Annotated in this window: 12 protein-coding genes; all 12 read left to right on the plus strand. The window is 45.3% G+C overall.

The window, feature by feature from the left end:
* Positions 1-138: 138 nt before the first annotated feature.
* The 12 genes from BET10_RS02895 (at position 139) to BET10_RS02950 (ending at position 15,247) form a co-directional block, all read left to right on the plus strand.
* The gene (locus BET10_RS02895) at positions 139-1,728 is read left to right on the plus strand and encodes an aminotransferase class I/II-fold pyridoxal phosphate-dependent enzyme (protein ID WP_070983315.1); all 1,590 of its coding nucleotides are present in this window, start codon (positions 139-141) and stop codon (positions 1,726-1,728) included.
* A 22-nt stretch (positions 1,729-1,750) separates the two neighbouring features.
* Positions 1,751-2,848, plus strand: a complete 1,098-nt coding sequence (locus BET10_RS02900; protein WP_070983316.1) for a hypothetical protein — start codon at positions 1,751-1,753, stop codon at positions 2,846-2,848.
* Positions 2,849-2,858: 10 nt separating this feature from the next.
* The gene (locus BET10_RS02905) at positions 2,859-4,244 is read left to right on the plus strand and encodes a flavin monoamine oxidase family protein (protein ID WP_070983317.1); all 1,386 of its coding nucleotides are present in this window, start codon (positions 2,859-2,861) and stop codon (positions 4,242-4,244) included.
* Between the two features lie 122 nt (positions 4,245-4,366).
* Positions 4,367-5,305 carry an acyl-CoA desaturase gene (locus BET10_RS02910; protein ID WP_070983318.1) on the plus strand — a complete coding sequence of 313 codons (939 nt, stop codon included), beginning with the start codon at positions 4,367-4,369 and terminating at the stop codon, positions 5,303-5,305.
* 1 nt (position 5,306) lies between these two features.
* A complete protein-coding gene (locus tag BET10_RS02915) occupies positions 5,307-6,230 on the plus strand; it encodes a sterol desaturase family protein (protein WP_070983319.1) in 924 nt (307 codons plus the stop codon).
* 11 nt (positions 6,231-6,241) lie between these two features.
* Positions 6,242-7,930, plus strand: a complete 1,689-nt coding sequence (locus BET10_RS02920; RefSeq protein WP_070983320.1) for a fatty acyl-AMP ligase — start codon at positions 6,242-6,244, stop codon at positions 7,928-7,930.
* Between the two features lie 74 nt (positions 7,931-8,004).
* Positions 8,005-8,499, plus strand: coding sequence for a DUF2165 domain-containing protein (locus BET10_RS02925; RefSeq protein ID WP_070983321.1), 495 nt, complete (start codon positions 8,005-8,007; stop codon positions 8,497-8,499).
* Between the two features lie 23 nt (positions 8,500-8,522).
* Positions 8,523-9,650 carry a Rieske 2Fe-2S domain-containing protein gene (locus BET10_RS02930; RefSeq protein WP_070983322.1) on the plus strand — a complete coding sequence of 376 codons (1,128 nt, stop codon included), beginning with the start codon at positions 8,523-8,525 and terminating at the stop codon, positions 9,648-9,650.
* Positions 9,651-9,828: 178 nt separating this feature from the next.
* Entirely contained in the window at positions 9,829-10,926 is a 1,098-nt protein-coding gene (locus tag BET10_RS02935) for an aromatic ring-hydroxylating oxygenase subunit alpha (protein WP_070983323.1), read from the plus strand.
* Positions 10,927-10,977: 51 nt separating this feature from the next.
* Positions 10,978-11,610: a glutathione S-transferase family protein gene (locus BET10_RS02940; RefSeq protein ID WP_070983324.1), complete on the plus strand. Its 633-nt coding sequence runs from the start codon at positions 10,978-10,980 to the stop codon at positions 11,608-11,610.
* A gap of 61 nt (positions 11,611-11,671) precedes the next feature.
* Positions 11,672-12,850 carry a winged helix-turn-helix domain-containing protein gene (locus BET10_RS02945; protein ID WP_070983325.1) on the plus strand — a complete coding sequence of 393 codons (1,179 nt, stop codon included), beginning with the start codon at positions 11,672-11,674 and terminating at the stop codon, positions 12,848-12,850.
* 39 nt (positions 12,851-12,889) lie between these two features.
* Entirely contained in the window at positions 12,890-15,247 is a 2,358-nt protein-coding gene (locus BET10_RS02950) for an efflux RND transporter permease subunit (protein ID WP_070983326.1), read from the plus strand.
* Position 15,248: the final 1 nt, after the last annotated feature.

Here is a 15,248-nt window from a genome sequence, read left to right on the forward strand (position 1 = left end):
AGTGGCTTTGGTCATTTGGCAATTCTCTAACCCTTTTTGGTTGTCACGAAATATAAATCACGGACTTTATAGAGTAAATCTAATAATAAAGTATTTAAAAGCCTCGTCGTGCTAGCAGGCTAATTTAGAGGGAACGTCATGAAAGAAGAATACTTATCAGAAGAAGTGGTAGACTTAGAGAGAGTTGTTGGACTTGAACTTAACAATTCTACAAAGGCAAAGTCAGGCACCATTGACGGTGAGCAACTACTTGAATCTTATGTTGGTTTTTGCAATAAGTACAAGAAGAAGCGTATTCCGCAAAACTTACATCTAGACTTACAGCTCAGTGGTGACCTAGCGCTAGACTCAATTGATCAAGTTGAGTTTTTACTGCATGTAGAAAAGACCTTCGGATTATCAATCGATCCAGATAAATCTACCAACGTTAGAACATTCAGAGATTTATTGGAGCTTGTGAATGAAACCCAAGATACGGACGCTAAAGGCGGCGTGCCAGGTGTGGGTATCACGGATCTACAACGTCATTTGATAGAAGAAGTGCCTCAGTTTTACAACGAGGTAGACGAACAGCATGGAAGAACGCTAAAAATCAAAGGCAAAGAGGTGTATGACTTTGCCTCTGCTAACTATTTAGGTCTGGACTTGGATGAAAGGATTTTTACCAAGATAGAAGCAGACTTACGCAAATGGGGCACACACCCAAGCTGGTCAAGAGCCATTGCATCTCCCGAGTTGTATACCAAGCTAGAAAATACATTAAGTGAGGTCGTTGGTGTGCCACGCGTGTTGGTATATCCGACCGTCACCTTGATCCATATGGGGATTTTACCGTTAGTAGCAACGCCCGATACCTTGTTTTTAATGGATGAGCGTGCGCATAAATCTATCCAAGAAGGCGTTGACCTTGCGTATGCCAAAGGCGCTTTGAAGAAATTTTTCAAACATAACGATTTGGAAGACTTACAAAGAGAATTAGAAAATGCCCGAGACTTGGATGCCGTTTATATCTGCATTGATGGTGTTTACTCCATGACGGGTGTGGATGCAAAACTGCCTGAAATGGTGGAGATGATCAGAGACTATCCGAATGCCACAATTTATGTTGATGATGCGCACGGGTTTGGTTTATGGGGCAGCAACCCAAGTGAAGAAAACCCATACGGCACAGGCGGTGGCGGCTTATTACGTAAGTACAACATCGATGTAAATAGAGACAAAGTAATCTATGTTGCAGGGCTATCAAAAGCGTTTTCATCTTTGGGTGCATTTGTGACGTGTCGCAACGACGCTGAGCTTGAGATGTTTGCCACTGCAGCAACCTTTATCAATTCAGGTCCATGTCCTACAGCGAGCTTGTCGAGTGCGCAAACAGGGCTGGAAATCTCGCAAAGTAGTGAAGGCGATGAACTTAGAAAACATATTTTTGAACTCACAAAACGCTTTGTAACCGGAGTGCGGGAAGTCGGTTTGGTTGCGGAGAGTTCTGATTTCTATCCACTGGTAAGCGTTGAAATCGGCACCATTGCCGCAGTGACTGAGGCTGCAAAAATCCTATGGGAAAAGGGGATCCTAATCACGCCAGCGGTTTATCCAAATGCGCCAATCAAACGCTCAATGTTGAGATTTACCATTACGGCCGCCAACACAGTAGAAGAAATTGATAATGCAATCAATGCATTGGAAATTGTTAGGGATTTAGTTCCATCGGCACCTTACTACTACTAAGCAAAACTACAAGGAAAGTTTTATGACTATTCATACGAGTGAGCAAAATAACGTAGGTACTTTTACCGAATGGGACCCATTGGAAGAAGTATTGCTCGGCGATCCGCTTGGGGCGATGAAGCCCGGTGAAATGGCGGTCTTTGATGCTGTGGTGCCGCCTGAATATGAGCACGTGCTAGACAACATTTTTCCCAATGGTAGCCGCTGCTACCCAAGCGATCTTATTGATGCGGCAAGAAAAGAAGTAACCGAGCTGCGGGCAATATTAGAAGGTGAAGGAGTTAAAGTTCATGTGGCGCAGCCAATTGATTTTACTCAACCTCTGAAGACGCCCGATTGGCATGTGCCAAATCAGTTTTGTTCTTCAAACCCTCGAGATAGCCTATTGTTAATTGGTGATCTCATTGTTGAGTCGCCTATGGCAGATAGGAGCCGCTACTTCGAGACATTTGCTTACAGAGATGTTCTTAAAGAGTTGAACGAGCGAGGTGCGCGTTGGATTTCCGCACCAAAACCGAGATTGTCTGATAAGTCTTTTGTTAACGATTTAAAGCGTGATGCAGATGGGCGTCCAACTCAGTGGCTCACCACTGAGGAAGAAATCCTGTTCGACGCGGCTGACTTCATGAAGTTTGGTAAAGATATCTTGGTTTCTCGCAGCCACACAACCAATGAAGCTGGGATCAAATGGGTAAGACAAATCCTAGGTGCTGACTTCACTGTGCATGAGGTGGAAACCAAAAATGCATTCGCCATGCATATTGATGACACCATCATGCCATTAGATGAAGGGCGTTTGGTATACAGTCCTGATTATTTTGACCCAGCGGCATTGCCTGACATCTTTAAAACATGGGAAATGTTTGAAGCGCCAGAGGTGATCTACAGTGCTAAAAACCGTTTGGGGCGTCTATCAGGTTGGTTGAATATCAATATGCTGAGCTTGGACGAGAAACGCATAATTGTTGAAAGCAATCAAGAGCATACAATTAAGTTTCTGAAAAAGCTGGGGATGCAGCCAATTCTCTGTGAGTTCGAAAATTATTTTCCGTTTGTCGGCTCATTTCACTGTGCATCACTCGATATCAAGCGCCGTGGGCAGCTAAGAAACTGCTTCTGAGGGTATCAACATGAGTGATATAGCACGCACAGCGGATGTTTGTGTGGTGGGAGCCGGTGTTTCCGGCTTATTCGCCGCAGATCATCTGAGAAAATCAGGCTTAACGGTTGATGTATTTGAGGCACAGAGCCACGTTGGCGGACGCGTTAAAGACACCACCTGTCAGGACAACGTGACGGTAGAGCTTGGCGCAAACTGGTTCTCTGAACAACAACCCTTAATTAAATCGCAAATTGAACGTTTTGGTATTGAAACCAAGCAAACGCATAACGATGGCGAACATTTAATTTGGTGGAATGACCAACGTAGTGCTTTTAAGGGAATACTTCCCTCGCTAGGGCCGATTGTCAATTCAGACATCATTCAAGGCATGGCGCGCTTTGAGCGCATTATGGGCAAACTGCAAAACCAAGAGCCTTGGGATGAGTTGTTTGTGGAGTATGACCATATGTCATTTGGCCAATGGATTGATAAGACATTGTTTACCACCAGTGGTAAACAATTCTTCAGAATGGTCAGTGAAATGGTGTTTGGGGTTGAGTCACATATGGTGTCGTTCTTGTATGTACTCTACTACTCCAACCGCTCAGTGAGTCTAAGCAGCTTGATTAGCGTTGATAAAGGCCATCAAGCGCTCAGGTTCACCCATGGCCCTAGACAGCTGTGTGATCACCTAGCTACAAGTGTTGGGCTGGAAAACATCCTGCTCAATACGCCAGTTCGAGCCATCAAAGTTGCCGATGATATGGTCACTGTGGATGCGGGGCACGTGTCTGGGCGCTATCGTTCTATCTTGTGTGCCATGCCACCACCGGCGGTCAAGCAGGTTATCTTTTCACCACCGAGAGACACTGCCAGAGAGCGCTTATTACAAGCGCTCCCCATGGGGCGGGTTATCAAAGTTCAAGCCATATACGACAAGCCATATTGGCTGGAGTTGGGCTTATCAGGTCAGGTGATGAGCAATCACTTTCCACTTAGTTACACCATAGACAACTCTCCTTCGGACTTGCAAAGCGGCGTGCTTGCCGCCTTTGTTGGGACCAGCCATGCCAAAGCGTTTATGGCCGATGGCGTAGACAGAGAGCGGTTAGTGGCTGATGCGATTGGTAACATGTTTGGCAACCAATTTCCAAAACCACAGCAGGTGTTAATCGAAGATTGGGCTCAAAACGAGTGGATTGGTGGCAGTTATGGCGCTTATTTTCCACCCGGTGTGATGAGCAGGATGGGGCATGTATTACGCGAGCAGGAGCCACCCATTTATTGGTGTGGTGCAGAGTACGCACAAACGCATCCATGTCAGATTGAAGGGGCGCTAGAGTCAGGGCTGCGTGCAGCAAAGCAGATCACCGAGGCGTTGTTAGCCTGGGATCGTAACGTTGCACAGCTGTGACTGCTAGCAATAAAAGTGATTGAAGTGGCCGGCAGACGCGAGTGAGCGCATTGATCCTAGCAACAAAAAAGGAAGTTCGATGTCAGTTTCGACCACTTTAGAGAAATATTTGAGTGTATCTTATGGACAATAACACGAAAGTAGACTCTGTCTTAAGCGAAGAAAAGAGTCCCATGATGTTCGATGAACGCATGGCAAAAACACAGATGTGGCATTTCTTGATATTAACTTGCTTGCCAATACCACTGACTGTGGCTGCGTTTGTTTGGTTTCCACCTACCTTAACAAACATCTTAGAATTTTTAGTGATGTGGTTTTTAACCTTAGTGGGTGTGATCTGTGGCAGTCACCGCTACTTATCTCACCGTTCTTTTGAACCGGTTAAAAGTTTAAAGCAATCTTTGGTTGCACTGGCGTGTATGGGCGGGCAGGGGCCACCTGTTGTCTGGGCTGCTTTTCACCGCCGCCACCATCAATTTACTGATAAAGATGGTGACCCACATACACCGAATCAACATAACTCGAAGTATAACGGTGTATTTCATGCTGCCTTTGGCTGGATGAAGCGCCATGAATACCCAAACCCCATGGTGTATGTGCCTGATTTACTTCGTGACGAAGAGATTGGCGCGGTGAATAAGCATTATTACAAATGGATAGCTTTAGCAATGATACTGCCTGCACTGGTGGAGTTTGCCGTAACGCAAAAACCCATAGGTTTACTAACCGGCTTTTTGTGGGGCTGGGGAGTTCGTTCATTCGTACTGAGCAGCACCATAGGTTATATCAATAGTCTTAACCACCTGATAGGTACTAAAACCTTTCAGACCAGAGACAACAGCCGTAACCACTGGTGGATGACCATTATTACCTTGGGTGAATCATTCCATAACAATCACCATGCCTTTCCGCGCTCTGCACATGTGGGGCTATATGCGAGAAATTTAGACATCGGCTATGGGTTGATTAAGTTGTGGCAGTGGATGGGTCTTGCCAGCAATGTGCAAGTACCAACACCACAGCGTGTTGAATCACGGAAGATCTCAAAGGAGGAAAGTTAACATGAAAGATGTAATGGAATTAAACGCAGATAAATCAGCGTGGAGTCACTTGCTGGTATTGGTTTGGCCTGCGGTTATGGCAGGTTCACTGGCGATGTATTGGTGGCTAATTGGACCGATGGCGATGTCTTATGAAATGGCGATACAGTTTCACTTTCTGGGGTTATTGGTCGGGATTTTCATCTTGGAGTTAATTATTCCCTATCACAAGAGTTGGAATAAATATGATCGCCAAGGTTGGAATGATTTTCTCTACAATATTACCTTTCCCGCCGCGCAAATCGGAGCTACAGCGGTAGCCCTCGCCGTGGTGGGCGCGCAAGCTAGCTCAGGCAGTGAAAGCTTATTTAATTTAAACCTGCCATTTGTACTGGAACTGATCATCATGACCCTAATCGTTGATCTCATTTGGTACATCTGTCATCGCTCATTCCACACCTTACCTATGCTGTGGAAGTTCCACTCGCTGCATCACAACAGCCACCAATTGCACGTCTTAAACAACGCGCGAGTGCACCCGCTGGAAGTATTTACTTTCTTCTTGCCAATTATGTTGGTGGTGTTGGTCATTGACGTGCCTCCTGCATTATTGAATTGGTACTTTGCGTTTCAGCTGACAGTTGGCTTGCTGACACATTCTAATGTGGCTGTGAGAAGTGGTTGGTTATCTTACATCTTTAACACGCCTGAATTACATCATTGGCATCATAGCCAAATCAGGGATGAGCATGATAACAACTATGGTTCGGTCTCTATGATATGGGACCACATCTTTGGCTCTTATCTCAATCCAAAAGACCGTATGGCATCAAAAGAAATCGGTGTAAGCACTTACGTACCAGAAGGGTGGTTTAGCCAACTATGGGCTCCGCTTAAGCGTAGTAGCAGAGCGAAGGTGCCCACACAAAGCGTTGTTGATAAGTAAGGAGTAGGTGAATGATGCAGCAAAAAGGAGTTTCTCAAGTGCTGGCACAACACGCTCAACAGATAGGTGATAAAAAGGCGTATAGCTATTATGCGCCACGCGCTGTGCGTCCTGTAACTATCACTTATCGACGTTTACATGAGCGTGCGTGTGCTATCGCTGATATTGCTAAGCAGCAGCAACTAGAGGGTAAATATACGCTGCTGATGTATTCGCCAGGGCTGGAATTTGTGGAAGCATTTTTTGGCTGTATGTATGGCAATGTATCAGCTATTCCCATGTATATTCCGCCGGGGAATGAACCAGATAACCGCTTGCGTTCAATCACCAGTGGTATTGATGTGGCCGTGGTATTTACAACGCGAGACAAGGCAGAGCAGGTTGGCTATCAACTTGAAAAGCTATTCGATGGTAAAGAGTACAAAATTATTTGCACCGATGCAGTGCGTGCCTTTGATTTTGAAGGCTTTATGCCGGAGTTGTCTTTTGATGTGCCGCCTTTGATCCAGTTTACCTCCGGCTCAACCGCCAATCCCAAAGGGGTGGTAGTTGGACATGACAACCTGTTGGCAAACTTACAAATGATCCAGCGTGGGTTTGCCAAACATGCTCAGCTAAGCGGGGATGAAACATCAGTCAGCTGGCTACCATTTTTCCATGATATGGGATTGATTTGGAGTATTTTGTATCCAGTGTATACCGGCGGCAGCGCGGTGTTGATGTCTCCTAATGACTTTCTTCATAACCCAAGCAAATGGCTACAGCTGATCTCCAAGTACTCTGCCAGTGTCAGTGGTGCGCCCAATTTTGCCTATGACTACTGTGTTACACGGATAAGAGATGAGCAGCTAGAAGGGGTTGACTTGAGTAGTTGGCAAGTTGCTTTTAACGGTTCAGAAATGATTCGAGCGACGACCATCAAGCGCTTTATTGAACGCTTTAGCGCGTATGGTTTTGCGCACAATGCGCCATTTTTCTGCTACGGCATGGCTGAAACCACGCTCTATGTGACAGGTGAAACGGGTGTGATTGAAGCGCAAGGGCTTACGCCATTAAATGTCAGCGTGGGTAAACCTGATGAACAGGCTGAAGTGATCATCGTTGATGAGCAGCGACATCAACTTGCCGATGGTGAAACGGGTGAGATCTGGGTGCGCGGACCGCATGTTGCCAAGGGGTATATCAATAATCCACAAGCCAGTGCAGAGACCTTTCAAGCGACGCTGGATGGTAGCAACGGCGAACCTACCTACCTCAGAACGGGTGACTTAGGTTATCTAAACGATGGCAAGCTACATGTGGTTGGCAGGCTGAAAAACATGTTGATCGTCAACGGTAAAAACTACTACGGCGAAGAAATTGAGTACTTTGTTGCAAAGTCACGGGATTACTTTGTTGAAACCGGGGCTTGTCTGATTCAAGTCAATGAAGGGTTAGATGACTCCGAGGTTATTTTTATCCAAGAAATTCATAAGTCTAGGCTTGATGAAGTTAGTACACAGCTACCTCAGCTGGAAGACTTGGCAGTGACGCTCAGTGGCCAAATCCTCAGTGAATATAAGCTCGCGATACATCGCTTTATTTTCTTAGGGACAAGTCGATTGCCCCGTACATCCAGTGGCAAGATTGATCGTGCTCGCGCCCATGAAGTGACCGATGCACAGTCATTCAATCATGTACTTGATGTGTACACGCGCTAATAGGTGGCCTTGTTCGCGCTCGATAAAAAGGGCGCTTCGAACACGTTGTAGTAAGAATTAAAAGGAATATTTGAATGGTAAGGTTGTTGAAAATTGTACTGATGTTTTGTGTCAGTTGCTGGGGGTTCGTTGGCGTACTGAGTAACTTGATGGACTACGCACCAGGTTTGGAGCAGGTTCGATATGTACTGAGTATGGAAGGGGCTGCGGATACCCCCGGTATAGAGTGGCGCAGTATCCATTCGCCGGTGATAGCGACACTCGGGTTTGCGGTGATTTATTTATCTAAGTTTGCAACGGGCGCTGTGTGCTTGTTTGCAGCCTACAAGATGTTTGAAGCACGCAATGATGATACGGCTTTTGAAGCCGCTAAGCAGTGGGGAATATTTGGTTGTGGCATAAGTGTAGTGATGTTGTTTTTGGGTTTTATTGTCATAGCTGGTGAATATTTTGAGTATTGGCGAGTGCCAACTTTGGGAATGATCACCCACCACTATGCATTTATCTACACCATGTGTTTGATGAGCTTTATTTTGTTTTTACAAAGCCCTGAAAAGCATACTAAATAATTCAAGATATACGGACAAAGATTATGGACAACAAAAAATTTCCGACCAAAGCTTGGTATGCCGCTGGCTGGAGTCATGAAATCAACAATGAACTGCCTTTGAAAAGAAAGATATTAGGCAGTCAAATCATATTTTTTAGAGACCTCGAAAACAAGGTCGTGGCCCTAGATGCAATGTGCCCTCACCGAGGCGCAGACTTGGGGATTGGTAAGGTGGTGAACGGCAATATTCAATGTCCGTTTCATGGCTGGGAGTTCAATAGTGCGGGTAAATGTGCAGCCATTCCATCTCAGTGCCCATCCAAAAATATTCCCAACAATGCAAAAGTGAACGCTTATCACGTCGCCGAAAGCCAAGGGATCATTTGGATTTGGGGGGAGAAGTCAGCGCCGAGTGATCCCAATCCGCCACACTACTACTTTTTGGAAGAAGACTATGGCCGAGGGATGCGTCGTGTAAGGGATATTCCTATCTTTGCTAATGCACCATTTTTAAGCGTGGTGGAAAATGCTATCGACAACACGCACCCGCCATTTATTCATCCGGGCACACTGGCGGGTGAACCTCCCCGTGTGGCCGATCAGGTGATCCGTTATGACGACGATATGCGTGGCTACTGGGGCCAGTTAGACCCAACTGATCCTGTGCATGATGACGTAAAAGGCACAGAAGGCATGCTGGGGCTTAGCCGCCGCTTATTGGGCGTGACTCGCTTGGACCGTGAAAAATGCTACTTCCGCTTTGACTTAGGTGGCGTGGTGTATTTTTACGATCGATTTGTCTCTGGGCATGAGCAGGTTGCCTTGTTCATGGTGACTCCAGCGGATGATACGCAGGCGTGGTTCTTTGGTGAGCATGTTCGTTCATTCGCCAAAAATGCGCTGGTGGATTACATCATCAAAAAGTGGGTTAGGCAGCTCAATGGGGAAGACGTCGAGCATGTTGAGCTGATGCTTTCATCACAACAAACCTACGGTATCGACAAGCCGGTCAGCGTGATAGCAGACAGGCCAGCACTTGCCTTTAGACGCGTCTTTTTTAGAAATATTTCAGATGAAGATGAGCAAGAAACACACAGTGCAAATGACACTAAAACAGTGGCAAAGCAAGATGCGGAGCATGAAGTAATAGCCGATGCATCAGGCACTTAAATATTGAGTAACACAACAGCCGCTGGCAGATGAACATAGTTAGTTACTTGCTGTCAGCGATAACACAAAACGTGGTGTGAGGCTTAGAAATGATGGCATTGAATAATGACAAGCATAAATCGAGCAATTTCTAAGTCTCACGGGTCATTATCTCGCAAAGTCACCAAGGAGGTGCAGTATGAGGGACGTTAAGTCATTAGGATTAAATCGTGAAGCCTACTTCAGTGAAGAGTGGTTTGCCAAAGAGCAAAAAAATGTATTTGCACAAAACTGGAGTTTTGTTGGCGTCGAAAATGATGTGAAAAATAACGGAGATTACATTTGTACAACGGTGGGTAATTTACCTTTGTTTGTGATCCGCGATAATCAAGGTCAGCTGAGAGCATTTCATAACATTTGTCGCCACCGTGGCACGGTGATGCTGCGTGACTCGGGTAATATCTCTAGTGCAATTGAATGTGGCTATCACTGCTGGCGTTATGACCTAACGGGAGAGCTTCGTTCTATTCCACAGCAAGCGAAGCAATTTAGTCGTGTTGATAAAAAAGAGCTTTCACTTTATCCAGCTGCCGTTAACGTGTTTAAGAGTATGATCTTCATTCACCCAGACCCAGATAACGCGCCAGATTTTACCCAGTGGATAGGAGAATTTGGCCAGCACTTTGGGCCATATGATCTCAGTGAGTTGGAACAAATTCACAGCGTTAACTATGATATGAATGCAAATTGGAAGCTATTTATTGAAAACCACATTGAAAGTTATCACCTATGGTACGCCCATAAAAATTCGATCTTAGGACTGGATCATAAAAGTCAGGTGAATCACTACTACAATGGTCATTGGTCGTTTTTTCAGTCTACCTTAGTGGAAGGAAAAATGGCCGAATTCGAAAAATACTTACCGTCAAAAATTATCGCCCCCAACGAGACGTGGTTCGGCTCGGGGGATCATATGATTTATCCCAATTTGGGCGTAGTCACCGGGGCTAAGTTTGTGGCCATGTTAAAAGCAGTACCAACGTCGTCGACCACCAGTCAGGTTCAGATTAGGGTGTTTGGTAAGTTTATGGACGAGGGTGAGCAAGACCAAGGCCAGTACTATGAAGATGCGGGCAGCAGTGAAGAGTTTAACGTGAATCAGGAAGACATTGATTTATGTGAGCGCGTTCAAAAAGGCATGATGTCGGATTTAGGTGGCATTGGTGCATTGGCTGAGGATTATGAACAGTCAATCAAACATTTTCACGACAAGTATTTAACGGAGATGGCGGAGTAAGCAATACCGTCTATTTCAAAGTAAACCAATAGAAATAAAGGATTAATTGTGATGATTAAATTATATGGTAACCCCTATTCTAGAGCTAACCGTGTTAGATGGGCGCTTGAGGAAATGAACGTACCGTACCAAGAAGAACTCACCAAACTCGGTAGTGAAGGAACAGGTTCTGAGCAGTTTAGAGCAATCAATCCAAATGCCCGTATTCCTGTTATTGATGATGCGGGTTTAGTGCTGTTTGAGTCAGTGCCAATCTGTCTTTATCTGGCTAAAAAGTACGGTGCAGACACACTTTATGTGGATGATGTACATGATGAAGCGGTATTACTGCAATGGTCTGTTTGGGCGATGACTGAGCTGGAGAGCCATATTGAAGTTGCTTCACTACACCTAACTTGGTTCGACGAAAGTATCCGAGACCCAAAAATTGCCGACAAAGAGCAGGGCGAAGTGATGCGCTGTTTAAACATGCTTGAAAAGGCTATTGAAAAAACAGGGTTCTTGGTGGGTAACCACTTTACCATCGCCGACCTTATTGTAAGCGAAGTACTGACCAACGTTGTTCACGCGAAAGTGGACTTAAAACCTTTCGCGAAGCTAAATAATTACTTGGTTAATAACCTGTCTAAGCCATCGGCAAAGGCGGCGTTTGCCCCTGATGTTATTGAGCCCGTATTAGGCTAGTTGTAAAAGCTGTGGGCTTGTCTTAGCGCAAGCTCACAGCGCTGAGGATGTGGAGTGTTATATGGAGTCGTTTGAGCAACTAAGGCGTATTACGCTGGCCAAACAAGGGTTACTTTCTGAGGTAGAGCCAGATGATGGCTTGCAAGCGACCAAACTTGTTATTGAGCATTTGGGCTATGTGCAAATAGATACGCTGAGCGTTGTTGAGCGCGCGCACAATCATGTGCTGTGGAGTCGTGTGCCCAGCTACAATCCTGACTACCTCAATCAGTTGATTACAGAGCAAAGTATTTTTGAATATTGGTATCACGCCGCAGCGTATTTACCAATGCAAGACTATCGATATGCGCTGATACAAATGAACAGCATACGCAATGGGGAAAACCGATACTTTCAAAGTACCCAAACCAAGATGATGAAAGACGTACTGGTGCAGGTTAAATCAGAAGGCCCGTTACGTCTGAGAGACATCGATAAAAAAGGTGGCTCTGAGGGCAGTTGGTGGAGCTATGGGCCGGGTAAACGGGCAGTTGAAAACCTATTTATGCGTGGTGAACTCATGGTATGTAAGCGCAACGGTATGGAAAAAGTCTATGACTTACCGGAGCGTTGTTTACCCAGTTCACTGGATTTAAGCACACCATCACTTAGCGAATACGCCGAGTATTTGTTTAACACCACCAAACGCGCCCATGGTGTATTTAATTGGAAGCAGCTGGTGCATTTGAGACCCGGTAAACCACTTAGAGAAACAATGCGCCAGCTTCTCAATGATCATATTCAGACCGGAGATATCACGGTTGTCAAACATGGCAAAGGTAAAGAACTTTACGTCGATACACAAACCTTCGAACAACCCATAGCGTGTAAGAACCTGGTAAAGATTTTGTCGCCTTTTGACAACTTGGTTATCCATCGGGAACGGCTCAGTGAGTTATTTGGCTTTGATTACAAAATAGAGTGTTACGTTGCGCAAGATAAAAGAAAGTACGGTTACTTTTGTTTGCCTATTTTGTTTGGCGATCAGCTGGTGGGCCGTGTGGATTGTAAAGCCCATCGCAGTGAACAGCGTTTTGAAGTATTGAGCTTACATTTAGAGGACTTGAAATTTGATAGAGAAGAATTCTTCTCTTTGCTAATCAAAGAACTAGAAAAGTTCGCTGGCTTTAATGGATGCCCGATATTGGACAAAAAAGTTGTCGATAAAAGCTATCGGAAACAGTTAGCACTATCGGCATAAATATTTATAAGTCGTGAAAACATAAAAGGAAATTCGTTTATGATGAATAAAATTTTTAACTTTGTAATAAAGCACCCGATATGGGTATTTGTTGCAATAATAGGGCTGGCTTTTCTCGCCTCTAATGGGGCAAAAAACCTGCTTTTTAAATCTGATTACCGAGTTTTCTTCGGGCCTGAGCATCCGCAGTTACAAGCTTATGAATCAATGCAAAAAATATACAGCAAAAGCGACAACGTGTATTTTTTGATAGTGCCTAAAGACGGTAATGTGTTCAGCAAAGAGCACCTTGCTTCTATTCAAGAGTTGACCAAACAAAGTTGGCAAATACCGTATTCAACGCGGGTGGACTCTATCACCAACTTTCAACACAGTTATGCCGAGGGTGACGATTTAGTCGTAGAAGACCTCGTCACGGATGTGCAGAGCCTAACCGCTGCGGACCTTAATCGCATCAAAGAAATAGCCCTAAATGAGCCGCAATTGGTGAACAAAGCGGTGTCTGAGCAGGGGCATGTGTCAGTGGTGAATGTCACCGTGCGCTTGCCGGGTGTAAATCCAATTACCGAAGTGCCCGAAGTTGCTGCATTTGTGCGTGATTTAAAAGCTCAATACTTGGCAAACAACCCCGGTACTGAAGTGTATTTATCGGGCATGGTAATGATGAACACCGCATTTAGCGAATCATCAATGGCCGACAGCGCAACGCTTATCCCACTGATGTTTTTATTGGTGATCATCACCATTGGCGTATTACTAAGAACCATTACCGGCACGATTGCCAGTGTGACCGTGATCATTATCAGTATTGCCAGCACCATGGGGCTGGCGGGGTGGTTGGGTTTCTATTTGACCAGCCCATCATCGGTCGCACCGATTATGATCTTAACGCTTGCGGTGGCGGATTGTGTGCACATTCTTAGCACTATGTTTTACGAAATGCGCCAAGGCGCAGAGAAAAAAGCGGCCATTGCTAAGAGCTTACAGCTTAATCTTCAACCGATATTCCTAACCACAGTGACTACGGCCATTGGCTTCTTATGTATGAACTTCTCAGATTCTCCACCGTATCGCGATTTGGGTAATTTAGTGGCGATGGGGATTTTCTTGGCCTTTATTTTCTCTATGACGATTTTCCCTGCGATGCTGTCTATTTTGCCTGTGCGCGTGAGTAAAGATATCAGCGACAGTCAGAATAATATGCACAAACTAGCGGGTTTTATTATCGCCAAGAAAAAGGTGTTGTTGCCAGTGGTGAGTGTGATTACCGTGGTGCTTGCGCTGAATGTTACCAGCAACGAAGTGAATGACGACTACGTAAAATACTTTGATGAAACCGTACCTTTTAGAACTGCGACCGATACTATGCAGGAAAATATCTCAGGTATGACCATTTTAGAGGTGTCGGTAGACTCAGGCCAAAGCAGCGGAATTTATGAACCTCAGTACTTAAAATTTGTATCTGATTTTAGTGACTGGCTACGCCAGCAGCCTGAAACAGACCACGTGAGTACCATCACCGATACCATTAAACGCGTCAATCGCAATATGAATGGTGATGACCCCAGCGCCTATACCTTACCAACATCGCGTGAACTCGCCGCGCAATACGTCCTAATGTATGAGCTGTCTTTGCCATACGGCCTAGATTTAAACAGCCAGATCAACATTGATAAATCTTCAACACGCTTAATTGTGACGTTTAAAAACCTTACAACCAGTGAGTTAATTGACGTAGAGCAACGTATTCAAGCTTGGTCTGGCGCCAACAGCAATCAGTACCGCATGGATATTGCCAGCCCCAGTCTGATGTTTGCGCACATCGGCCAAAGCAGTGTTGAGAGCTTGCTGATCAGCACCACCATCGCGCTAATAGTGATCTCGATTGTATTAGGTTTGGCAATGCGAAGCGTGCGTTTTGGCTTGATAAGCTTATTGCCTAACCTTGCGCCAGTATTAGTTGGTTTTGGTATTTGGGGCTTAATGGATGGGCAAATGGGCGTGGCACTTGCGGTGGTCGCCAGTATGACCTTAGGGATAGTGGTGGATGATACTGTGCACTTCTTGAGTAAGTATTTCCATGCCCGACGCGAGCGTGGTGAGACCCCAGAGCAGGCAATTTATTACGCCTTTGGCAACGTTGGACGCTCATTGTGGATCACCACTTTTGTACTAGTTGTTGGTTTTGCCGTGTTGTCTATTTCTAGCTTTAAAACCAATGCCGATATGGGCCTGCTAACCGCAATAACCTTACTGGTTGCACTCATCATTGATTTTCTGTTCTTGCCACCGCTGTTATTGGCGATTGATAAAAGTAAAAGCAGCAAAGCAAATCAGACGGACGCCCAGTGGGATGAGCAGCAAAGTGACTTAGCGCTGAAGCGAGAAGCAAGCTGAT

Source organism: Pseudoalteromonas amylolytica, from assembly GCF_001854605.1.
GTDB lineage: Bacteria > Pseudomonadota > Gammaproteobacteria > Enterobacterales > Alteromonadaceae > Pseudoalteromonas > Pseudoalteromonas amylolytica.

Excerpts from the sequence above, each read along its gene's own strand:
- BET10_RS02950 (WP_070983326.1), top strand. The coding sequence starts at position 12,890 with ATGATGAATAAAATTTTTAACTTTGTAATAAAGCACCCGATATGGGTA.
- BET10_RS02925 (WP_070983321.1), top strand. The coding sequence starts at position 8,005 with ATGGTAAGGTTGTTGAAAATTGTACTGATGTTTTGTGTCAGTTGCTGG.
- BET10_RS02935 (WP_070983323.1), top strand. The coding sequence starts at position 9,829 with ATGAGGGACGTTAAGTCATTAGGATTAAATCGTGAAGCCTACTTCAGT.
- BET10_RS02905 (WP_070983317.1), top strand. The coding sequence starts at position 2,859 with ATGAGTGATATAGCACGCACAGCGGATGTTTGTGTGGTGGGAGCCGGT.
- BET10_RS02930 (WP_070983322.1), top strand. The coding sequence starts at position 8,523 with ATGGACAACAAAAAATTTCCGACCAAAGCTTGGTATGCCGCTGGCTGG.
- BET10_RS02945 (WP_070983325.1), top strand. The coding sequence starts at position 11,672 with ATGGAGTCGTTTGAGCAACTAAGGCGTATTACGCTGGCCAAACAAGGG.
- BET10_RS02915 (WP_070983319.1), top strand. The coding sequence starts at position 5,307 with ATGAAAGATGTAATGGAATTAAACGCAGATAAATCAGCGTGGAGTCAC.
- BET10_RS02900 (WP_070983316.1), top strand. The coding sequence starts at position 1,751 with ATGACTATTCATACGAGTGAGCAAAATAACGTAGGTACTTTTACCGAA.
- BET10_RS02940 (WP_070983324.1), top strand. The coding sequence starts at position 10,978 with ATGATTAAATTATATGGTAACCCCTATTCTAGAGCTAACCGTGTTAGA.
- BET10_RS02910 (WP_070983318.1), top strand. The coding sequence starts at position 4,367 with ATGGACAATAACACGAAAGTAGACTCTGTCTTAAGCGAAGAAAAGAGT.
- BET10_RS02895 (WP_070983315.1), top strand. The coding sequence starts at position 139 with ATGAAAGAAGAATACTTATCAGAAGAAGTGGTAGACTTAGAGAGAGTT.
- BET10_RS02920 (WP_070983320.1), top strand. The coding sequence starts at position 6,242 with ATGATGCAGCAAAAAGGAGTTTCTCAAGTGCTGGCACAACACGCTCAA.